Origin of the sequence: Klebsiella sp. KP20-425-1, from assembly GCF_025813515.1 — a bacterium.
Classification (GTDB): Bacteria; Pseudomonadota; Gammaproteobacteria; order Enterobacterales; family Enterobacteriaceae; genus Klebsiella; species Klebsiella pneumoniae.
This window is the reverse complement of record NZ_CP109614.1, coordinates 2,518,430-2,539,244: the sequence shown is the minus strand read 5'-3', so window position 1 is coordinate 2,539,244 and position 20,815 is coordinate 2,518,430. Positions and strand designations below refer to the sequence as shown.

The 20,815-nt window shown below is 61.6% G+C and carries 21 protein-coding genes and 2 pseudogenes; 12 read left to right on the top strand and 11 right to left on the bottom strand.

Annotated features, from left to right (window positions below; genetic code table 11):
• Positions 1-65 precede the first annotated feature (65 nt).
• Positions 66-1,165 (top strand): annotated as a pseudogene (locus OHJ17_RS12495) (NADH:flavin oxidoreductase/NADH oxidase).
• Between the two features lie 231 nt (positions 1,166-1,396).
• On the opposite strand, the gene OHJ17_RS12490 reads toward OHJ17_RS12495, so the two are convergent.
• Together OHJ17_RS12490 and OHJ17_RS12485 are read right to left on the bottom strand one after the other, a co-directional pair.
• Entirely contained in the window at positions 1,397-1,930 is a 534-nt protein-coding gene (locus tag OHJ17_RS12490; protein WP_004179939.1) for a hypothetical protein, read from the bottom strand.
• Positions 1,931-1,994: 64 nt separating this feature from the next.
• Positions 1,995-2,885 (bottom strand): LysR family transcriptional regulator, encoded by an 891-nt coding sequence (locus tag OHJ17_RS12485; RefSeq protein ID WP_004218747.1) that lies wholly within the window; start codon positions 2,883-2,885, stop codon positions 1,995-1,997.
• A gap of 174 nt (positions 2,886-3,059) precedes the next feature.
• Between OHJ17_RS12485 and OHJ17_RS12480 the strand changes: the two genes are divergently transcribed.
• The gene (locus OHJ17_RS12480; RefSeq protein WP_004179941.1) at positions 3,060-4,037 is read left to right on the top strand and encodes an NAD(P)H-dependent flavin oxidoreductase; all 978 of its coding nucleotides are present in this window, start codon (positions 3,060-3,062) and stop codon (positions 4,035-4,037) included.
• Between the two features lie 32 nt (positions 4,038-4,069).
• Here OHJ17_RS12480 and hpxK read toward each other — a convergent pair whose 3' ends face one another.
• From hpxK to hpxU, 7 genes are all read right to left on the bottom strand, one after another.
• The gene (gene hpxK, locus OHJ17_RS12475) at positions 4,070-5,329 is read right to left on the bottom strand and encodes an allantoate amidohydrolase (RefSeq protein ID WP_032411097.1); all 1,260 of its coding nucleotides are present in this window, start codon (positions 5,327-5,329) and stop codon (positions 4,070-4,072) included.
• The gene (locus tag OHJ17_RS12470) at positions 5,326-6,567 is read right to left on the bottom strand and encodes a pyridoxal-phosphate-dependent aminotransferase family protein (protein WP_114505227.1); all 1,242 of its coding nucleotides are present in this window, start codon (positions 6,565-6,567) and stop codon (positions 5,326-5,328) included. The genes hpxK and OHJ17_RS12470 overlap by 4 nt, the downstream gene beginning before the upstream one ends.
• A 15-nt stretch (positions 6,568-6,582) precedes the next feature.
• Positions 6,583-7,320 (bottom strand): amino acid ABC transporter ATP-binding protein, encoded by a 738-nt coding sequence (locus tag OHJ17_RS12465; RefSeq protein WP_004143660.1) that lies wholly within the window; start codon positions 7,318-7,320, stop codon positions 6,583-6,585.
• A complete protein-coding gene (locus tag OHJ17_RS12460; RefSeq protein WP_004176118.1) occupies positions 7,301-7,957 on the bottom strand; it encodes an amino acid ABC transporter permease in 657 nt (218 codons plus the stop codon). Before OHJ17_RS12460 ends, OHJ17_RS12465 begins: the two co-directional genes overlap by 20 nt.
• The gene (locus OHJ17_RS12455) at positions 7,957-8,622 is read right to left on the bottom strand and encodes an amino acid ABC transporter permease (protein WP_004176117.1); all 666 of its coding nucleotides are present in this window, start codon (positions 8,620-8,622) and stop codon (positions 7,957-7,959) included. The genes OHJ17_RS12460 and OHJ17_RS12455 overlap by 1 nt, the downstream gene beginning before the upstream one ends.
• 9 nt (positions 8,623-8,631) lie before the next feature.
• On the bottom strand, positions 8,632-9,417 hold the full coding sequence (locus OHJ17_RS12450) for a transporter substrate-binding domain-containing protein (protein WP_115244505.1): 786 nt from the start codon (positions 9,415-9,417) through the stop codon (positions 8,632-8,634).
• A 214-nt stretch (positions 9,418-9,631) separates the two neighbouring features.
• The gene (gene hpxU / locus OHJ17_RS12445; protein WP_004176115.1) at positions 9,632-10,471 is read right to left on the bottom strand and encodes a MurR/RpiR family transcriptional regulator HpxU; all 840 of its coding nucleotides are present in this window, start codon (positions 10,469-10,471) and stop codon (positions 9,632-9,634) included.
• 179 nt (positions 10,472-10,650) lie between these two features.
• Between hpxU and hpxW the strand changes: the two genes are divergently transcribed.
• The 5 genes from hpxW to OHJ17_RS12420 all read left to right on the top strand — a co-directional run bounded on the left by hpxW (position 10,651) and on the right by OHJ17_RS12420 (position 14,718).
• Positions 10,651-12,237 (top strand): oxamate amidohydrolase, encoded by a 1,587-nt coding sequence (gene hpxW, locus OHJ17_RS12440; RefSeq protein WP_004891835.1) that lies wholly within the window; start codon positions 10,651-10,653, stop codon positions 12,235-12,237.
• A 10-nt stretch (positions 12,238-12,247) separates the two neighbouring features.
• Positions 12,248-12,433, top strand: coding sequence for an oxalurate catabolism protein HpxX (gene hpxX / locus OHJ17_RS12435; RefSeq protein ID WP_004179955.1), 186 nt, complete (start codon positions 12,248-12,250; stop codon positions 12,431-12,433).
• Positions 12,430-13,827 (top strand): AtzE family amidohydrolase, encoded by a 1,398-nt coding sequence (locus OHJ17_RS12430; protein WP_009485801.1) that lies wholly within the window; start codon positions 12,430-12,432, stop codon positions 13,825-13,827. Before hpxX ends, OHJ17_RS12430 begins: the two co-directional genes overlap by 4 nt.
• On the top strand, positions 13,824-14,210 hold the full coding sequence (hpxZ, locus tag OHJ17_RS12425; protein ID WP_002905421.1) for an oxalurate catabolism protein HpxZ: 387 nt from the start codon (positions 13,824-13,826) through the stop codon (positions 14,208-14,210). Before OHJ17_RS12430 ends, hpxZ begins: the two co-directional genes overlap by 4 nt.
• 85 nt (positions 14,211-14,295) lie before the next feature.
• Positions 14,296-14,718 (top strand): GNAT family N-acetyltransferase, encoded by a 423-nt coding sequence (locus OHJ17_RS12420; protein WP_004176111.1) that lies wholly within the window; start codon positions 14,296-14,298, stop codon positions 14,716-14,718.
• 37 nt (positions 14,719-14,755) lie between these two features.
• On the opposite strand, the gene asd is transcribed toward OHJ17_RS12420, so the two are convergent.
• Positions 14,756-15,874, bottom strand: coding sequence for an aspartate-semialdehyde dehydrogenase (gene asd, locus OHJ17_RS12415; RefSeq protein WP_023287661.1), 1,119 nt, complete (start codon positions 15,872-15,874; stop codon positions 14,756-14,758).
• 201 nt (positions 15,875-16,075) lie between these two features.
• Here asd and OHJ17_RS12410 point away from each other — a divergent pair, with 201 nt between their 5' ends.
• Genes OHJ17_RS12410 through fabF form a run of 5 tightly spaced genes read left to right on the top strand, consistent with a single transcriptional unit; the run spans position 16,076 to position 20,632 of the window.
• On the top strand, positions 16,076-16,198 hold the full coding sequence (locus OHJ17_RS12410; RefSeq protein WP_032433117.1) for a hypothetical protein: 123 nt from the start codon (positions 16,076-16,078) through the stop codon (positions 16,196-16,198).
• Entirely contained in the window at positions 16,195-16,752 is a 558-nt protein-coding gene (locus OHJ17_RS12405; RefSeq protein WP_009307830.1) for a winged helix-turn-helix transcriptional regulator, read from the top strand. The genes OHJ17_RS12410 and OHJ17_RS12405 overlap by 4 nt, the downstream gene beginning before the upstream one ends.
• On the top strand, positions 16,736-17,779 hold the full coding sequence (locus OHJ17_RS12400) for an HlyD family secretion protein (protein ID WP_004179962.1): 1,044 nt from the start codon (positions 16,736-16,738) through the stop codon (positions 17,777-17,779). The genes OHJ17_RS12405 and OHJ17_RS12400 overlap by 17 nt, the downstream gene beginning before the upstream one ends.
• Positions 17,776-19,338 (top strand): DHA2 family efflux MFS transporter permease subunit, encoded by a 1,563-nt coding sequence (locus OHJ17_RS12395; RefSeq protein WP_015958439.1) that lies wholly within the window; start codon positions 17,776-17,778, stop codon positions 19,336-19,338. Before OHJ17_RS12400 ends, OHJ17_RS12395 begins: the two co-directional genes overlap by 4 nt.
• 19 nt (positions 19,339-19,357) lie before the next feature.
• Positions 19,358-20,632 carry a beta-ketoacyl-ACP synthase II gene (fabF, locus tag OHJ17_RS12390; RefSeq protein ID WP_023287662.1) on the top strand — a complete coding sequence of 425 codons (1,275 nt, stop codon included), beginning with the start codon at positions 19,358-19,360 and terminating at the stop codon, positions 20,630-20,632.
• 3 nt (positions 20,633-20,635) lie between these two features.
• Here fabF and OHJ17_RS12385 read toward each other — a convergent pair.
• Positions 20,636-20,803 (bottom strand): annotated as a pseudogene (locus OHJ17_RS12385) (EamA-like transporter family protein); the annotation flags it as partial.
• Positions 20,804-20,815 lie beyond the last annotated feature (12 nt).

The following is a 20,815-nucleotide window of genomic DNA, read 5'->3' as shown; positions in this document are numbered from 1 at the left end:
AGGCGTGCTATAAACAGCAACTGTCCGTCCCCTGCACGACCACGTTTAACATTTACGAGGTATTCATGAGTCATCTTTTTAGCGCGACGCGAATTGGTCAACTCACCCTTGATAACCGTATCGTTATCGCCCCGATGTGTCAGTACTCCGCCGACGAGGGTAAGGCGACCTCCTGGCACCGGATCCATCTTGGCCAACTGGCTTTCTCCGGCGCCGGCCTGTTAATTCTGGAAGCCACGGCGGTAGAGCCTGCGGGGCGTATCTCCCCGGGGGATCTGGGCTGTGGGATGATGAAACCGAAAACGCCCTGCGCGGCGTAGTCGAAGATATTCGGGCCTGGTCGCCGATCCGTCTGGGGATCCAGCTGGGTCATGCCGGACGCAAAGCATCCTGCGCCGCCCCGTGGCAGGGAGGCCATCAGCTGGCGCTCAACGATGGTGGCTGGCAGACCGTCGCCCCTTCCGCCGTGGCGTTTCACGATGGCGATCGCGCCCCCGCTGAACTGAGCCATGCCGATCTGGCGCGCATCAAAGCGGCCTTCGTCGCCAGCGCGCTGCGCGCCCAGCGGCTGGGCTTTGAGCTGATTGAACTGCACGCCGCCCACGGCTATCTGCTGCACCAGTTTCTCTCGCCGCTCAGCAACCAGCGCCGCGACGAGTACGGCGGTTCGCTGGAGAATCGAATGCGCTATCCGCTGGAAGTCTTTAAGGCGATCCGCGAGGCAGTGGGCAACACCATGGCGGTGGGCGTCAGGCTGTCGGCTACCGACTGGGTCGAAGGCGGCTGGGACTGCGAGCAGTCCATTAAGTTTAGCCAGCAGCTGGAAACGCTGGGCAGTGACTATATTCACGTCTCCAGCGGCGGTTTGTCGCCGCAGCAGGCGATCACCGTTGGGCCGGGATACCAGTTGCCTTTCGCCCGCGATATTCGCCAGCAGGTAGCCATCCCGGTGATTGGCGTGGGGCTGATCACCGACCCGCAGCAGGCGGAAGCGGCGCTGGAGAATGGCGATGCCGACCTGATCGCCCTCGCCCGCGCGGTACTCTACGATCCGCACTGGCCGTGGCACGCAGCGGCCAGCCTTGGCGCCCAGGTCCGTGTGCCGTCGCAGTATTTGCGCTCGGAGCCGCACGGCCTGAAAGGCACCCTGCTGCCAAACCGTTGAACCCACGGCGGGCATAAAAAAGGGGTATCGTAAGATACCCCTGAGCAGGATGTTATTGCGGTCCATGTGCCGGGCGGCGGCGACGCCTTGCCCGGCCTACAAAAGGGTGATACCCGGTCATTGCGCAGCCAACGCGCTCCTGCGTAGGCCGCGCAAGCGCAGCGCCGCCGGGCAATCTATCAGGCTCCGCTCCCTATATTTCCGGGCGGCGGGTCAGGCAAACACCGCGAGTTACTGCTGTGCGGCAGGCGGCGCGGCGTTCTGTTTATCCTTCGCGATACTGTCCTGGATGGCTTTGGTTTTGCTCGCCGCTTCAGCCGAGAGCTGATTGGCGTCACCGATGGCGTTGTCTTTGATCTGACCCGCCTCTTTGACTATGCGGTCACTTTCCTGCTTTGCGTTCTGCTTCACCGCATCGGCCTGGGCTTTCGCCTGCTGGGCGATGGCGTCCGCCTTCTTGTCCGCCTCGGCCTTGATGGCGCTGGCCTGATCCTTCAGGCGATCGGCCTCGGCGTCAGCCTGGCTTTTCAGCGTATCGATTTGCTTATCCGCATCCTGTTTAATTGCCTGCGCTTTATCCGCCGCGGCATCCTTCATCTGCTCCGCATTATCTTTAGCCTTATCCAGTTTGTTATCAACTTTCGACGCATCATCGCAGCCAAACAGGGTCAGGCACAGGGCGGAAGCGAGTAGTGTTTTATTCCAGAGTTTCATCAGCATTCCCTTACAGGTTAAGTCGTTATCCAGCTTTGTGATTCGTTGCATTAATAGCATTCACATTTTATATATAAACGCTCAGCCGATAGAGTCAAGGCGACAGCGCCGATTGTCAGTCCAGGGTCGCTACCAGCCCCTGCAGCCAGTCGGCAAAGACCCGAACCTTATGCGAGAGATGCCGGTGCGGATAGAGCAGCGACAACGGTCGACGCGGCGCCGGAAAGTCCGGCAAAACTTCCACCAGTTGCCCGCTGTCGATATAAGGTTGCAAAAAGAAACGCATCCCCTGCAGCATCCCCAGCCCCGCCAGCCCGGCAGCAGTAAAGACTTCAGAGTTGTCCAGCACCAGTTTACCGGGAATGGCGATCTGCCTGATGCCCTCCGGGGTCTGGAATCGCCAGGGCATAATCTGCCGGCTGCTACTGTTCACCCAGTTCACCGCCAGATGCGACTGCAGGTCCTCCAGCGTCGCGGGCGCCCCATAGCGCGCCAGATAGCCCGGACTGGCGCAGGTGGTTAACGCCACCTCCCCCAGCGAACGCGCCACATAGTCGCCATCCTCAAGATCCCCCACCCGCAGCAGGCAATCCAGACCATCGCGCAGCATATCCCGGCGTACGTCGGAGCTGCTGAGGACAATCTCCACCTCCGGATGGGCCTGATAAAAATCCGGCAGATGCGGGATCACCAGCAGCCGGGCAAAGGCGATCGGCATATCAACGCGCAGTTGACCGCGGATCGGCCGGTCCGGCGCGAACGACTCCAGCAGATCGTCGGCCTGGGAGAGCAACGGTTTGCTGCGACGATAAAACTCTTCCCCCTCCGGCGTAAGATACAGACGCCGGGTGGTGCGCTGCAGCAGCCGGACCCCGCTCTCCTGCTCCAGCTGCTGCAGTGCTTTGGTCACCGCCGGTCGGTGGATCTGCAAATTTTCCGCCGCCTGGGCAAAGCTGCCGGCATCGACGATTTCAATAAAAATTTTAATATTTTCAAACAGATTCATTTGCATGATGGCCCGCCTCCCACCTCTTCATCAGTTCACATTATTACTAATTTAATAATAGTGATGAAAGTTTTTGCTCATTTTTTAAAACAATAAAGACGCCTACACTGCCCTCATTGCCGCATCGCTGGGGCGAACACATTTATAACTTATTAACATACAAGGAAAAATAGCATGCAACCTAACCGCGTCGCCCGCATTCTGGGTATTGAAAAACCGGTGGTCCAGGGGCCCCTCTCCTGGCTAACCGATGCTCGTCTGGTGGCGGCCGTCGGCAACGCCGGTGGGCTTGGCGTGCTGGGCCCGAACGCCGGACTGACGGCGGCAACCGCCGTCTCCACCCCGGAGGCCACCGCCGAGAAAATGCGCGAAGAGATCCGCAAAACCAAACAGCTGACGGAGAAACCCTTTGGCGTCAACCTGATCCCGACGGCGGAAAATGACATCTGGACGCCGGCGATCCTCCCGGTGATCAAAGAGGAAGGGGTTAAGGTGGTGGTCTACACCGGCTACGGCGACGGTTCGTTAAAACCGGCGCTGTTCGACGAACTGAAAGCCGCCGGGATCACCATTATCTATCGTGACATCAACCCGACGCCGGAGAACAGCCGCCGCGCGGAGCAGGCCGGAGCGGATATTATTGTCGCCACCGGCTTTGACGAAGGCGGCACGCTGCCGGGTACCGCCCTCGGGACCTTCACCATCGTCCCGCTGATCGTTGACGCGGTACAGCGGGTTCCGGTGATGGCCGCCGGAGGGATCACCGACGCCCGGGGCGCGCGCGCCGTTCATGCCCTGGGTGCGGAGGGCGTCTTCGCCGGTTCGGTATTTATCAGCACCATCGAAAGCCGGGTTCCCGACTCGGTGAAAGCGAAAATTGTGGCCGCCAACGGCCTGGATCTGCGCCTGTTCCGTACCCTGCCGGACTACTACCGCGCGCTGCCCGGCAAACTGAGCGACACACTGGTGGCCATGGACCGGGCCGGCGCCTCCAGGACCGAGCTGGCCCAGGCGATGGGCGGGCTGCGCGGGATGCGGCTGGGCATGCTGGAGGGGAATACCGATGAGGGATATATCTCGGTGGGCGCGGGGATCGGCAACATCCATGCCATCACCTCCGTCGCCGAGGTGGTCAACCAGCTGGCGGTGTAAAGCCGCCAGCCGGGGCACGGTGACCGGCGCGATCAGGCGTCGGCCACCTTCTCTACCGCTCGGGAGAAAGCATCGATAGCCAGCCCGACGTCGGCGGCGGTCACCGACTCCGCCGGGTGATGGCTGACGCCCCCCAGGCAACGCACAAACAGCATCGCCGATGGCCAGCGCTCGGCGATGGCGATAGCATCATGCCCTGCGCCGCTCGGCAGCGTCAGGGAACGCCCCTGCACCGCCACCACCGCCTCGCTCAGCACCGCCTGCAGGTGACTGTCGCAGGCGGTGGCGGCGATGCGATAATACTCCTCGGCGGCGAAACTCAGCTGGCGGCGCCCGGCAATGGCCTGCGCCTGCCCCAGCAGTTCCTCCAGCAGCGCCGTCAGCGGCGCATCCTGCGGGCCGCGAATATCCAGCGTCAACTGCACCTCGCCCGGTATCACGTTTACCGCGCCCGGCGCACAGCGCAGGGTGCCGACCGTCGCCACCAGGTTACCGCCGCGCTGGCGGGTCAGGTTTTCCACCTGCACCATCCATTCCGCCGCCGCGGCGAGGGCGTCCTTGCGATGAAGCATCGGCACCGTGCCGGCATGGCCAGCTTCGCCGGTAAAACGGCAGTTCAGCCGTCTGGCGCCGTTAATCGCCTCCACCACGCCGAGCGCCAGCCCCGCCTGCTCCAGGCACGGCCCCTGCTCGATATGCAGTTCCAGGTAGGCGGCGATATCCCGCGGGTGACGGGCCGCGTGGGCGATCCTCGCCGGATCGAGTCCGGCATTCACCAGCGCCTGGGCGACGCTCACCCCGTCGGTATCGCACTGTGACAGCCAGCTTTCAGGCCAGGTGCCGGTGACGCCGCGACTGCCGAGCAGGGTAATGCCAAAGCGGGTGCCCTCTTCATCGCCAAAGCCGACGATCTCGATTGCCTTCGCCAGCCGTCGCCCCTGCTGGTGCAGACGCTGGACCACCTCAATCGCCGCCAGCACGCCGAGCATGCCGTCGTAGCGTCCGGCGTTGCGCACGGTGTCGAGATGAGAGCCCAGCAGCACCGCCGGCGCCCCCTCCTGTTGTCCTTCATAACGTCCGCAGATGTTGCCGACGCTGTCCTGCCATACCATCATGCCGGCAGCCTGCATCCACTGCCCCACCAGCTGGTTGGCCTGCAGATGTTCCGGCGACAGATAGACCCGGGTCAGGGCATCGGCGGTTTCGCTGAGGGCGGCCAGCCGATCGGCACGCGCCATCACCCGGCTGGCGGCCGCCTCTCTCTCCGCCTGCTGGCGGACGGTGTCACTCATAGGGTGGCCTCGGTGCGATAGTGATCCCAGGCCGCCTGCATCGCCGCGCCCTGAGTGGTGGTGAACCTGAGGTAGTTCAGGACCGCTTCCAGCGCGCTGAGCGTCTGCATCACGCAGTCTTTACGCGCGTTATAGCCCATGGTGCCAATGCGCCAGACTTTACCGTGCAGCGGACCAAACGAGGTGCCAATTTCAATGCCGAAATCTTCCAGCATCAGTTTGCGTACCTGATCGCCGTTGACCCCGTTGGGGATCACCACCCCCAGCACGTTATTCATTTTGTGCCGCAGGTCGCCAAAGGTCTCGAGCCCCATCGCCTGGATGCCCTTCAGCAGCGCATCGCCGTGCAGTTTGTGGCGGGCGATGCCGTTGTCGAGTCCCTCCTGGAGGATCAGGCGCGCGCACTCCCGGGCAGCGAACAGCGCCGAGGTCGCTTCGGTATGGTGGTTAAGGCGCTCCGGCCCCCAGTAATCCATTACCATGCCGAGATCGAAATAGTTGGAGTAGATCATCTCGTCGACGCCATCGTGATGGGCATCGGTGCGGATCCCCTGCTCAATGCAGCGGCGGCGGCGGATGACCTCTTCCATCCGCGGGCTGAGGGTGATGGGCGAGGTGCCGGAAGGACCGCCCAGGCACTTCTGCATCCCGGCGGACACCGCGTCCAGCTGCCAGGCGTCGGTTTCCAGCGGGTTACCGCCGAGCGACGCGGTGGCGTCGGTATAGAACAGCACATCGTGACGACGGCAAATCTCCCCCAGCTCCGCCAGCGGCTGCAGCATGGTGGTGGAGGTATCGCCCTGCACGGTGAGCAGCAGGCGCGGCCGCACGCGCTTGATCGCATCCTCAACCTGATCCGGTTTAAAGACCTCGCCCCACGGCACCTCGATGGTGTGCACTTCTGCCCGACAGCGACGCGCGATCTCGCACAGCAGATGACCAAACCGGCCGAACACCGGCACCAGCACCTTGTCACCGGGACGGATCGCCGACAGCAGAATCGCTTCGATCCCGGCGCGCGAGGTGCCGTCGACCAACATCGTCCAGCGATTTTCGGTGCGAAACACGCCGCGGTAGAGCGCCATGGCTTCATTCATGTAGTGGGTCATCGCCGGATCGTACTGGCCAACCAGCTGGCTCGACATGGCGCGCAGCACGCGCGGGTCGGCATTGATCGGCCCCGGCCCCATCAGCAGGCGCTGCGGCGGGTTAATTTGCGAAAACTGAGTGATATCCATCTGCCATTCCTTACGTTAGTTAAGACCGCGCACCGAGGAGATAAACTGTTTCAGTTCGCTGGTCTGCGGGCTGGCGAACAGCGTTTTGCTGTCGCCCTGCTCCCAGACGCGTCCCTGATGCATAAACACCACGCGGTCGCCCACTTCGCGGGCAAAATTCATTTCATGGGTGACGAGGATCAGCGTCATACCTTCCGCCGCCAGTTGCTCCAGCACCTTCAGCACTTCACCCACCAGTTCCGGGTCGAGCGCCGAGGTGATTTCGTCACAGAGTAAAACTTTCGGCGACATGGCCAGCGCCCGGGCAATGGCCACGCGCTGCTGTTGGCCGCCGGAGAGGTTGGCCGGGTAGTAATCCAGACGGTCGCCGAGCCCGACCTTCTCCAGCATCCGCTGCGCCAGCTCCCGGCATTCTGCCTGGGACTTCTTCAGCACCCGCCGCGGGGCCAGCATGACGTTCTCCAGCGCCGTCATGTGCGGAAAGAGATTAAAGTTCTGGAACACCATGCCGATGGAGCGGCTGATCTCCCGGGCCTGGGAATCGCGGTTGGTGATGGTCATGCCCCCGAGCTTGATGCTTCCCTCCTGGTAGCCCTCCAGACCATTGATACAGCGCAGCAGGGTGCTTTTACCCGAGCCGCTGCGGCCGATGATCGAGATCACTTCCCCCATGTCGATATCCAGATCGACGCCCTTCAGCACATGGTTGTCGCCGTAGTACTTCTGCATCTGATTAATGGTGATGAGAGGCATTGAATTTGTTCTCCAGATAGCGGCTGTAGCGGGACAGCGGATAGCACAGAATGAAATAGCCCAGCGCCACAAGGGCAAACACTTTAAACGGCTGATAAGTGACGTTGGTCAGCATCGTCCCTGCCTTGGTCAGCTCCACAAAGCCGATAATCGATGCCAGCGCCGTGCCTTTGATCACCTGTACTGCGAACCCGACGGTCGGCGCGATGGCAATGCGCAGCGCTTGCGGCGCCACCACCCGGTACAGGGTCTGGCCGAAGCTCAGCCCGAGACAGCGCGAGGCTTCCCACTGGCCTTTCGGCAGCGCGCGAATGCTGCCGAACCAGATATCCAGCAGAAAGGCGCTGGTGTAGAGCGTCAGGGCGACCGAGGCGGCGGTCCACGCCGAGACGTCGACGCCGAACAGCGCCACGCCAAAGAATGCCAGAAACAGCTGCATCAGCAGCGGCGTGCCCTGGAACAGCTCAATATACCCGCGGATCAGCCGTTTCACCTGGCGTCCGCCGGTGAGACGCAGCAGCAGTAACGGTAAGGTCACCAGCGCCCCGCCGGTGAACGCGACCAGCGACAGCAGCACCGTCCAGCGACCGGCCAGTAGCAGGTTGCGGATAATGTCCCAGTCAGTAAAAGTGGTCATCAGGCCTGTACCCCCAGCCATTTACGCCCCGCCGCCATCAGCAGCTGGCGCATCGCTATCGATAACGCTAAGTAGATCCCGGTGGTCACCAGATAGACCTCAAAGCTCAAAAATGTCCGCGACTGGATCAGGTTGGCGGCGAAGGTCAGCTCCTCATAGGAGACCTGCGACACCACTGACGAGCCGAGCATCACAATGATGCACTGGCTGACCAGCGCCGGATAAATCCGCTGCAGTGCCGGGGGCAGTACGACGCGAACGAAGGTTTGCGTCCGGCTGAGCCCGAGCACGCGACCAGCTTCCCACTGGCCCTTCGGCGTCACCTGAATGCCGGCGCGGACGATCTCGGTACTATAGGCGCCGAGGTTAACCACCATCGCCAGCAGCGCCGCTTCACCGGCGGTCATCTTCAGTCCGAGGTTCGGTAAACCAAAGACGATAAAAAAGAGCTGCACCACAAACGGCGTATTACGGATGATTTCCACATATCCGCCCCATACCCGGCTGAGCATTCCCGGGCGACCGCTGCGGATCGCCGCCCCAAGGATGCCGATCGCCAGTCCGCCGATCGTCGCCAGCACCGTCAACTGCACCGTCACCCACAGGCCGGCCAGCAGCTCCGGCCAGTGCGGCCAGAGCTCAGAGAAATGAAGTTGCTCCGTCATACCCAGACCTTACGCGCCGAGGCTGGCAGGCAGTGGCGCTTTCAGCCACTTCTCAGACAGACCGTTGAGGGTGCCGTCCTTAATGCCCTGCTCAATGAGGGTATCCACTTTCGCCTTCAGCGCCGGTTCGTTCTTTTTCAGACCGATAAAGCACGGCGAGTCCTTCAGCATAAAGCTCGGCACCGGCGCTTTGTCGGCGTTCTGCCGGGAGATGGCCGCCACCACCAGATTGCCGGTGGCGACATACTGCACCTGACCGGACAGGTAAGCCGACAGCGTAGTGTTATTATCCTCGTAGCGCTTAATCTGCGCCGCCTGCGGCGCCACGCTGGTCAGTACCATATCTTCCACCGCCCCGCGGGTCACCCCGATGCTTTTGCCGCTCAGCGCGGCCGCGTCCTTCAGTTCCGCCCCTTTCGGGCCAAACACGCCGAGGAAGAACGGGGCGTAGGCGCGGCTGAAGTCGATCACCTTCTCGCGCTCGGCGTTCTTGCCGAGGCTGGAGATCACCAGGTCCACCTTATCAGTCTGCAGATACGGCACGCGGTTGGCGCTGGTCACCGGGACCAGCTGCAGCTTGAGCTTCATCGATTTCGCCAGATAGCGCGCCATATCGATGTCATACCCCTGCGGCTGCAGGTCGGTGCCCACCGAGCCGAACGGTGGAAAGTCCTGGGGTACGGCAATGCGGATGACGCCGCGTTTTTCAATATCCTGGAGCTGGTCAGCCTGCGCGGCAGAAACAGACGATAGGAAACAAGCGGCCCCGGCCAGCGCGATCAACAGTTTCTTCATGATGTTTACCCGTTACGTTAGCATGAAACAAAAGATTCTTTGAATCTGTTTTTGCAACTAATGTGCCAAACACAGACGAGGCGAGGGTTGGCGAGGAATTAAAACAAAAAGTGAGAAAGGACAAGCGTTAACGGAAAAGTGTTCAGAGAGCGGCGGCGCCATGACGTGGTTTTTATTGCACCATAATAATGCACAGCACCACGCTGGCGCCCCATCAGCGTTGTTCCAGCTCGTCCAGCTGCTGGTAAAGCGTGGCGATATCGTGGATGCGCGGACGACCGCTGTCGAGCGTTTCATGGAGAAAGGCATTGGCCAGCAGATTAATCAGGCTGTTGACCGAGGCATAGCTATCGTAGGCGGAGACGCTGTCCAGCGGCGCGCAGAGCTGCCAGCGGGAGAGCGGAAACAGGCTGTGGGCCTGCGGCTCGCACATTAACAGGACCGGCACCCCGTCGCGCTGCAGCTGCTGCAGCAGCGGGCGTACTATTCGCGGCCGGCGGCGAAACGCCATCATTACCACCAGATCATCGGCGGTCAGATCGACCAGCTCTTCGCTGAGACTCTGACCCGGCTGGGGCAGCACCAGCACCTGGCCGCGGGCCTGCAGCAGCTGCTGGCGCAGATGCAGCGCCGCCGGATAGGCGTTGCGCATGCCAATCACCACAATGCGGCGGGCGGCCACCATCGCCGTCAGCGCCTCAGCGAACTGGCGGGCGTCGAGGGCGTTGACCCACTGGGTGAGGTTTGCCATCTCCTGCTTATAATGGCGCGCCAGCAGCGTGTTACCCTGCACCGCGTCGCGCTGGTCGGTGAGCGGCATCCCGCTCTGACGCAGAGTGCGCAGTTCATCGCGCATATCCTTATATTTGTCGTAACCGAGGCGCTTAAACAGCCGGCTGACGGTGGCTTTCGACACGCCGCTCAGCTGCGCCAGCTCGGCGCTGTTGTAGCTTATCAGGTCGTCAAAGTGGTCAAAGATGAAATCCGCCACCCGCTGCTCCTGCGGCGACAGCGAGGCGTATTGCCCTTTCAGTCGTTCATCGAGTTGTTGCATAGCGCCCCTGTAACTTTCGTTTCATCATCCATTCCTCATCATACTGTATCTGCTATGCCTTACACATAGCGTGCCAGTGGGAAAATTCTGGTCATCGTTTTTATCAATGAAACGAAACGTTCAGAGATGGAACAGCTTTTGCAGTGTTCTGCGGGTGATTCGTTCAGAAAGGATAATTTATGCACAGTAGCAACGTTTCGACCCACGGCATGGCGGTGGCCCCCCACCACCTCGCCAGTCAGAGCGCGCTGGCGATCCTGCGCGAGGGCGGCAGCGCCATTGAAGCGATGGTGGCTGCCGCGGCGGCCATCGCCGTCGTCTATCCCCATATGAATGGCCTCGGCGGCGATGGCTTCTGGCTGATCGTGCCGCCTGAGGGAGACCCCATCGCCATTGACGCCAGCGGGGCCGCCGGATCGCTGGCGACCCTCGAGGCCTACGCCGGACAGCGGCATATTCCCCACCGGGGACCGCAGGCCGCGCTGACCGTCGCCGGCACCGTCAGCGGCTGGGACGAGGCGCTGCGTATTTCTCGGGACTTAACCGGCCGCGCGCTGCCGGTGGCCCGCCTGCTGGCCGATGCGATCGGCTATGCCGAAGACGGCATTCCGGTCACTGCCTCGCAGGCCCACGCCACCGCCAGCAAACTGGAAGAGCTGCGCCATCAGCCGGGCTTCAGCGAAACCTGGCTGGTCGCGGGCGAGGCCCCGCGGCCCGGCAGCCGCTTCCGCCAGCCCGCCCTCGCCGGTACCCTGCGCATGCTGGCCAGCGACGGTCTCGACAGCTTTTATCGCGGGCCGCTGGCCGAGCGTCTGGCGCAGGGTATGGCCACGCTGGGGATGCCTGTCACCCTCGGCGACCTGCAGGCCCACCGCGCCAGGCGTCCGGGGCCGCTGACGCTCCAGCACCAGCAGGGAACGTTGTGGAATCTTGCCCCACCCACGCAGGGGCTGGTATCGCTGGCGATCCTTGGCATCACCGACCGTCTGAAGATGGCCGATGCCGACGACGCGCAAACGGTGCACCGTATCGTCGAAGCCACCAAGCGGGCATTTGCCCTGCGCGATGCGCATATCACCGATCCACGCCATCTGGATGTGGATGTACAGCAGTTGCTCACCCCGGAAGCCCTGCAGCCGCTGGCCGACAGCATCGACGACGCCAGCGCTTCCCCCTGGGGCGGCGGCAAAGGCCCGGGCGATACCGTCTGGATGGGCGTCGTGGATAACAGCGGACTGGCAGTGTCGTTTATTCAGAGTATCTATCACGAGTTCGGCAGCGGCGTGGTACTCCCGGACACCGGGATCGTCTGGCAAAACCGCGGGGCGGCCTTCAGCCTCGACCCGCAGCATCTCCTGGCTCTGGCCCCAGGCAAACAGCCATTCCATACCCTCAACCCTGCCGCCGCGCGCCTGAACGATGGCCGGGTGATGGTCTATGGCTCGATGGGCGGCGACGGTCAGCCGCAAACGCAGGCGGCGCTGTTTACTCGCTATATCCTGCAGGGGGTGCCGCTGCAGGAGAGCATCTCCCGTCCGCGCTGGCTGCTGGGCCGCACCTGGGGCCAGTCCTCCGATTCACTGAAGCTGGAGGGACGCTTTGCCCCCGCCTGTATCGCTCGCCTGCGCGAGCTGGGGCATGACGTAGAAGTGCTGGCCGATTTCAGCGAAGCGATGGGCCACGCCGGGGCCATTGTCCGCCATCCCAACGGTCTGCTTGAAGGGGCGACCGATCCACGCAGCAACGGCGCCGCCGCCGGGTACTAAGGAGCAGACCATGACCACACAGCCAGACTGGAGCGAGTATCTGACGCAGATGACTCACCTGTTGGATATGGAGCTGGATGCGCCGCGCCGTGAGGAGCTGGAGCGCCAGTTTGCCCGCATCGCCGCCATGGCGCAGCCGCTGATGGACTATCCCCTCGGGCCGCGCGAGGAGATTGCGGGGGTGTATAAAGCATGACACTTCACCATTTCACCATCGCCGAGATCCAGCGTGCGCTGCACGAAGGCGAACTGAGCGCCCGGGAGATCGCCCGCCAGACGCTGGACGATATCGCCCGCGTGAATCCGCAGATCAACGCCTGGACCGAGGTCACCGCCCAGCGCATGCTGGCGGAGGCCGACAGCATCGACGCCCTGCGCCGGGAAAAGCGCCCCCTGCCGCCGCTGGCAGGCATTCCTTACGCGGTGAAAAATCTGTTTGATGTCGCCGGGCACACCACCCTCGCCGGCGCCGAACTGCTGAGCGACCGGCCGCCGGCAGCCAGCGATAGCTGGGCGGTGCGCCAGCTGCACAGCGCCGGCGCCCTGCTCAGCGGGATGCTCAATATGGACGCCTACGCCTACGGCTTCACCACCGAAAACAGCCACTATGGCGCGACGCGCAACCCGCACGATCTGTCGCGGATCGCCGGCGGATCTTCCGGCGGTTCGGCCGCGGCGGTGGCGGCCGGACTGGTCCATTTCAGCCTCGGCAGCGACACCAACGGCTCGATTCGCGTCCCCGCGTCGCTGTGCGGGATCTTTGGCCTGAAACCCACCTTCGGTCGCCTCTCCCGCTCCGGCAGCCATCCGTTTGTCGCCAGTCTGGATCATATTGGTCCCTTTGCCCGTCGGGTGGCCGACCTCGCCGCGGTGTATGACGCCCTGCAGGGACGCGACCCGGCCGATGACTTTCAGGCCGATAAAGCCAGCGAGCGCACCGGCAACCTGCTGGAGCGCGGACTGGAGGGGCTGCGCTGCGCGCGGCTGGGGGGCTATTTCACCACCTGGTGCGATGACGACGCCCGGGCGGCCGTGGATCGGGTCGCCCACGCGCTGAGCGCCGACAGCGAGCTGCAGTTCGCGGATGCCGCCCTGGCCCGCTCGGCGGCCTTTATCATCAGCGCCAGCGAAGGCGGCAATCAGTATCTGGCGGATCTTCGCCACTCGCCCGAGCGCTTTGAACCCCACTCCCGCGAGCGGCTGCTGGCCGGGGCGATGATCCCCTCGGCGTGGTATCTGCAGGCTCAGCGCTTCCGCCGTCATGCCCGTCAGGCGATCAAATCCCTGTTCAGTCAGGCCGACGTGCTGATTGCCCCGGCCACTCCATGCAGCGCCACGCCGATTGGCGCCGAGGAGATAGTGATTAACGGCCAGCCGCTGCCGGTGCGCGCCAGCATGGGCATGCTGACCCAGCCGATCTCCTTCCTCGGTCTGCCGGTGGTGACCGTGCCCCTGCGTACCGCCAGCGGTAAGCCGATTGGCCTGCAGCTGATTGCCGCGCCGTTTAACGAACAAGCCTGTCTTCGCGCCGCGCGGGCGCTGGAAGCGATGGGCATTACCGATGCCCGAGTGGCGGAGAGTGCAGCATGATCAATCTGGATAATGTAGACCGCCCGGCGATCCTCGCCGAGGTGACGGCGGCGTTTTATCAGTATGAAGAGGCGCTGGTCAGCAATAACATCGAGGCGCTGGATGCGCTATTCTGGCACGACCCGCGCACCGTACGGCTGGGAGCCGGCGAAAATCTGTATGGCATCGAGGCGATCCGCGCCTTTCGCGCCGCCCGCCCCGCCGCCGGTCTGGCCCGCGATCTGCGCCATACCACCATCACTACCTTTGGCGCGGATATGGCGGTGTGCAGCACCGAGTTCACCCGCGAAGGCAGCGCCCGCCTGGGCCGCCAGCAGCAGACCTGGGTACGCTTCCCCTACGGCTGGCGGATTGTCGCCGCCCAGGTCAGTCTGATGGACTGAGTGGCGTATACGGGAGCGGACCGGAGAATAAGGTATCCACCGGCCCGCTTCCGGTCCGGTAACACGCTATTTGGAGTCGAAGATCATGGTGTTCATCAGAGCTGCTGAAGCAAAAGATATCCCCTCGCTGCAAACGCTATTTCTGCAGTTGGGCTATCAGACGGAGACGGCGATCTTAGCGCAACGCATCACTGCCCCGCAGAGCATGATGAGTGCGCTGGTGGCGGAAACAGAAAACGCCGTGTGTGGCGTAATCGTTATCAATTTTATTTTACCGGTACATGAGAACCGTTTATGGGCATTAATTTCCGCGCTGGTCATCGAGGAATCGTCACGTGGATCAGGGATAGGCCAGCAGCTTCTCCAGGCCGCAGAGCGCCTCGCCCGTGATAAACAATGCGCTCAGATCGAGCTTTCAAGTAGTGAAAAAAGAATCAGAGCGCATCAATTTTATGAAAATAACGGCTACAAGGAGGTTCGCAAACGCTTCGTTAAACATTTGTCTTAACCGCCTGCGCGCGAGGGCTTTCCCCGGATGACCGTAACTATATTTTGCCCAGCAGGATATTTAACATGCGGCGCAGGGGCTCCGCAGCGCCCCACAATAGCTGATCGCCAACCGTTAACACCGAGTAGACTGGGTCATTATTTAGCGACATTTTCTTGTAGCGACCAATACCTACCTGCAGCGAACCACTAATAGCAGCCGGGGTCAATTTACTGACACTCTCTTGCTTATTATTGCGGACATAGTTTACCCACGGATGGGAATGGGTGACTAACTCAGCAAATTCTGCTTCGCTGACCTCACGTTTAAGTTTCAGCGTAATCGCCGCGCTGTGACAGCGGATCACCCCGACCCGAATGCATAAACCATTGACCGGGATGGTACCCGGCGCAAGGCCAAGAATTTTATTAGTTTCCGCCTCGCCCTTCCATTCTTCGCGGCTGTTTCCATCGCCCAGATCGCTGTCGATCCACGGAATGATGCTGCCCATCAGCGGTACGCCAAAATTCTCCACCGGCATGCCCGCGCTGTTAATCAACTCACTCACTTTATTTACCAATGGCAGCACGGAACCTGATGATGTCAGTTCATCAGCGGATAAATGCTGACTGATATAAGCGCTTTGCGCGATTAATTCCCGCACCTGTTTGGCGCCCGCCCCGGAGGCAGACTGATAGGTCATCACGCTCATCCATTCAATCAGGTCAGCCTTGATCAGCCCGGCCAACCCCATCAGGCTCAGCGTAATGGAGCAGTTGCCGCCAACAAACAGTTTCACTCCCGCTTTTACCGCACTATCGATATTATCGCGGTTGACCGGGTCGAGAATAATACAGGCTTTTTCATCCATCCGCAGCGCCGAAGCGGCGTCAATCCAGTAACCTTGCCAGCCATGGTTAATTAACGCAGGATAGATGGCTTTGGTATAATCCCCGCCCTGACAGGTTATAATAATATCCATTTCGGCGAGGGCGCTAAGGGAATTCGCATCTTTCAGTTTGTCGCTTTTACCATTAATAACCGGGCCCACGCCGCCCGCACTGGAGGTGCTAAAAAAATGCGCTGAAATACCGTCAAAATCATTTTCTTCGATCATTCTTTGCAGTAATACAGAGCCCACCATCCCTCGCCAACCAACAATACCCACCTGCTTCATTTATTTAACCTTTATAAGTTATGAGAATGTTAATTTGAGTGTCGCCATACCTTATATCGTATCCCCCAATAAAGGTCATTACCCAGCACATCGATTTTTATCATTATTAAAATGTTTCATCTGCCATCAGCGATATTTATCTCTTATTACGGTCAAGCAGATATAAGGCGGCGGCGACTGTCCAGTTTTCGGCATTCAAAGGTGAAACGGCGTAGCGAAACGGCAGCAGCTTCTTCTCTGGGTACCATGAAGAGTAACTTGCATTTTGATAGTTACTATATCAATTTGCTGGCAAAAGCCACCTGGTTACTGGACAGCCCATGAAAAATGAACCGCTTTGCCACGCTCCCTGCCCCATCGCCCGCAGCCTGGGCCGCATCGGCGACAGCTGGAGCATCATGATCCTGCGCGATGCCTTCGCGGGCTTTACCCGCTTTGACGAGTTTCAGAAAAGCAGCAACGTCGCGCCCAATATTCTGTCGCGCCGCCTGAAGGAACTGGTCGATGACGGACTGCTGGAGAAGGTGTGCTACAGCAGCACCCCGCCGCGCTACGAATACCACCTCACGCCGCGCGGCCGCGATTTCCGCATGGTGCTGCTGGCGCTGGCGGAATGGGGTAACCGCCACTTCGCCCCCGAAGGCCGTCAGATGCAGCTGGTGGAAACCGCCACCCAGCGACGGGTTGAGCCAGTCATGGTGGATAAAGCGACCGGGGAAGAGATTATTCCGGGTAAATACGCCATGGTGCCGGGCCCCGCCGCCTCGCCGCTGATGAAATATCGTCATGAATATCTGCTGCGCAAACGCGAAGGCGATAGCGGGCAAAAATTCCAGCCTGAACCTTACAGAGATGCCAGCAATGAATCCGACCAGTAAGAAAAATATTCTTGTCCTGGCGGCCCTGGGGGCTGCCGCCCTGGCGGCAGCGAGCTACGGCGCTTACTGGTGGCATACCGGGCGCTTTATGCAGACCACCGATGATGCCTATGTCGGCGGCGACATTAGCGCCATCTCCAGCAAAGTCTCCGGCTATATCCAGCAGCTGGCGGTGCAGGACAATATGGCGGTGAAAAAAGGTGACCTGTTGATCCGCATTGACGACCGCGATTATCGCGCCGCCCTCGCGAAAGCCGCCGGAGAAGTGGCGGCGCAGCAGGCCGCGCTGGCCGATATCCAGGCTACCCGCCAGCTTCAGCAGGCGACCATTGCCGGCTCTGCGGCCTCGTTACTGGCCGCCACGGCGGCAACCGAAAAACTGGCTAACGACAACCGACGCTATAACGCCCTGGCCGCGTCGAGCGCGATTTCCGCACAGATCCGCGATAACGCCTCCGCCGATTATCGCCGGGCGCACGCCGAGCAGGAGAAGGCCAAAGCGGACAAAACCGTGGCCGAACGTCAGCTGGCGGTGCTGGATGCTCGCCAGCAGCAAATCCTGGCTGCCCTGGCGCAGGCCCAGGCTAACCTCGAGATGGCCAGGCTGAACCTCAGCTATACCGACATTCGCGCACCGTTCGATGGGGTGATTGGCAACCGCCGCGCGTGGTCCGGCTCCTTCGTCAGCAGCGGTACGCAGTTGCTCTCCCTGGTACCCGCGCACGGCCTGTGGATTGACGCTAACTTCAAGGAAAACCAGCTGGCGCATATGCGTGCCGGCCAGCCGGTGACCATCGTCGCCGATGTGCTGCCGAACCATACCTTTAAGGGGCATGTCGCCAGCCTGGCGCCGGCGACCGGCTCACGCTTCAGCATTCTGCCGGCGGAGAACGCGACCGGGAATTTCACTAAAATCGTGCAGCGGGTGCCTGTCCGCATTGCGCTGGAAGGTGACGGGGCAAAGCTTGACGTCCTGCGCCCGGGACTGTCGGTGATCGTCACCGTGAACGAAAAGAGCCCTCGATGAGCACCGTTCAGGCGCTGTCCGCCCCGCAGGGTCTGTCGATGCCGACGGCGAAGAAGATCTTCGCCTTCGCCAGCATGTGCGTGGGGATGTTTATTGCCCTTATCGACATCCAGATCGTCTCCGCCTCGCTGCGGGATATTGGCGGCGGCCTGTCGGCGGGCGACGATGAAACCGTCTGGGTACAAACCAGCTACCTGATCGCCGAGATCATTATTATCCCGCTTTCCGGCTGGCTGGCCCGGGTCATGTCGACCCGCTGGCTGTTTGCCGCTTCCGCGGCGGGCTTCACGCTGATGAGCCTGCTGTGCGGCTGGGCGTGGAACATCCAGAGTATGATCGCCTTCCGCGCCCTGCAGGGACTGGCGGGCGGGTCGATGATCCCCCTGGTGTTCACCACCGCTTTCGCCTTTTTTCAGGGCAAACAGCGGGTTATTGCCGCGGCGACGATCGGCGGCCTGGCCTCCCTCGCCCCTACGCTGGGTCCAACGGTGGGCGGCTGGATCACCGAAAACTACAACTGGCACTGGCTGTTCTTTATCAACGTTGTTCCGGGGATTTACATCGCGGTGGCAGTGCCGCTGCTGGTAAAAGTAGACAGCGCCGACCCCACTCTGCTGCGCGGCGCCGACTATCTCAGTATTCTGCTGCTGGCCTTGTCCCTCGGCTGCCTGGAATATACCCTCGAAGAAGGTCCGCGCTGGGGCTGGTTTGATGACGCGACCCTGACGACCACCGCCTGGGTCGCCCTACTCTGCGGCGTGGCCTTTGTTATCCGCACCCTGCGCCATCCGCAGCCGGTGATGGATCTCCGCGCCCTGCAGGATCGAACCTTCAGCCTCGGCTGCTATTTCTCGTTTATGGCCGGCGTCGGCATCTTCGCCACCATCTATTTAACCCCGCTGTATCTGGGGAGCGTGCGCGGTTTCAGTGCGCTGGAGATCGGCCTGGCGGTATTTTCCACCGGTCTGTTCCAGGTCATGTCTATTCCGTTTTATTCGTGGCTCGCCAACCGCGTCGATCTGCGCTGGCTGCTGATGGCCGGGCTGATCGGCTTTGCGGTGTCAATGTACAGCTTTGTTCCGATCACTCACGACTGGGGGGCGGACCAGTTGCTGCTCCCGCAGGCCTTTCGCGGACTAGCGCAGCAGTTTGCCGTCGCGCCAACGGTGACCCTGACGCTGGGCAGCCTGCCGCCCGCGCGCCTGAAGCTGGCCTCCGGGCTGTTTAATCTGATGCGCAACCTCGGGGGCGCCATCGGCATCGCCCTGTGCGGCACGGTGCTTAACGACAGAACCAATCTGCACTATAGCCGCCTGGCGGACCATCTGAATAACGCCAACCTGGCAATGAGCGATTTTGTTCAGCGCAGCGCGGCAAACTTCACCGTCCAGGGGATCTCGCCGGATGCCGCGCAGACGGCGGCGCTGAAAAATCTTTCCGCGCTGGCGCTACGGGAGGCGCGAACCCAGGCATTTTCCGATGCTTTCTACCTCATCATGATGGGTTTTTTACTTGCCGCGCTGCTGGTTCCCTTGATGAAAAAGCCGCCGGCACACTGATACTACAGGAGAGTTAACTATGGGCGTTTCCGTTAAACGCATTGTCGTCACCGGGATGGGGATTGTCAGCCCGCTGGGCTGCGGCGTACAGCACGTCTGGCAGTCGCTGCTGGCAGGAAAGTCAGGGGTCACCCGGCTCAGCGAGCAGCTGGTCGCGGATATTCCCTGCAAAGTGGCCGGCCAGGTGCCGTCCATTGACAGCGATCCGCTGCACGGCTTCGACCCGCTGGCGACCATCCCGGCGAAAGAGCGCAAAAAGATGGATCGCTTTATCGAGTTTGCGCTGGTCGCCGCCCGTGAAGCGCTGACCCAGGCCGGCTGGTCGCCAGCATCTGCGGCCGAACAGGAACGTACCGCCACGGTGATCGCCACCGGGATCGGCGGCTTCAGCGAGATCGCCAATGCGGTACATACCACCGATGAACGCGGGCCGCGTCGTCTCTCGCCGTTCACTATCCCCTCTTTTCTGGCCAACCTGGCCGCCGGGCATGTGTCTATCGCCCACGGCTTCCGGGGCCCCATCGGCGCGCCGGTCACCGCCTGCGCAGCGGGTGCCCAGGCCATCGGCGATGCAGCGCGGATGATCCGCAGCGGCGAGGCGGATATTGCCCTCTGCGGCGGCGCGGAAGCGGCAATTCATCGCGTTAGCCTGGCCGGGTTTGCCGCGGCAAGGGCGCTGTCCAGCGCCTACAGCGACCAGCCGGAAAGCGCTTCCCGCCCCTTTGACCGTGACCGCGATGGTTTTGTGATGGGAGAAGGCGCCGGGCTTATTGTGATCGAATCTCTGGAGCACGCGCTGGCGCGCGGGGCCACACCGCTGGCCGAGCTGGTGGGCTACGGCACCAGCGCAGATGCTTATCACCTGACCGCAGGCCCGGAAGACGGGAACGGCGCACGTCGGGCCATGGAGATCGCTATTCGCCAGGCCGGGGTGACCGTCGACGAGATTGACCATATCAATGCCCACGCCACCTCGACGCAGGTCGGTGATAAAGGTGAGCTGGCGGCGATTAAAACGCTGTTTGGCGCGCATCCGGTCGCCATTACCTCGACGAAATCCGCCACCGGCCATCTGTTAGGCGCGGCCGGCGGGATCGAGGCCATCTTCACCATTCAGGCCCTGCGTGACCAGGTGGTGCCGCCGACGCTGAACCTGCATCACCCCGATGAAGACGCGGCAGGCATGAACCTGGTGGCGCTGCAGGCCCGCCCGCAGAAGATGCGTTATGCGCTGTCGAACGGTTTTGGCTTTGGCGGCGTTAACGCCAGCCTGCTGCTGAAACGCTGGCAATAATCGTCAGCTCCCCTGCGGTACTGGCCGACGGGGGATTTCCACCGTTGCGGCTTTTGCCCTGCTGCTGGAGTAAATCAAGTACAGCGCGATACCCAGGGAGACAATGGCGCCTATTCGGCTCATCGAGAATGGAATCGACGCATTGTCCAGCCAGCCGAAGTTATCGATCAAGGTCAGTTTTGA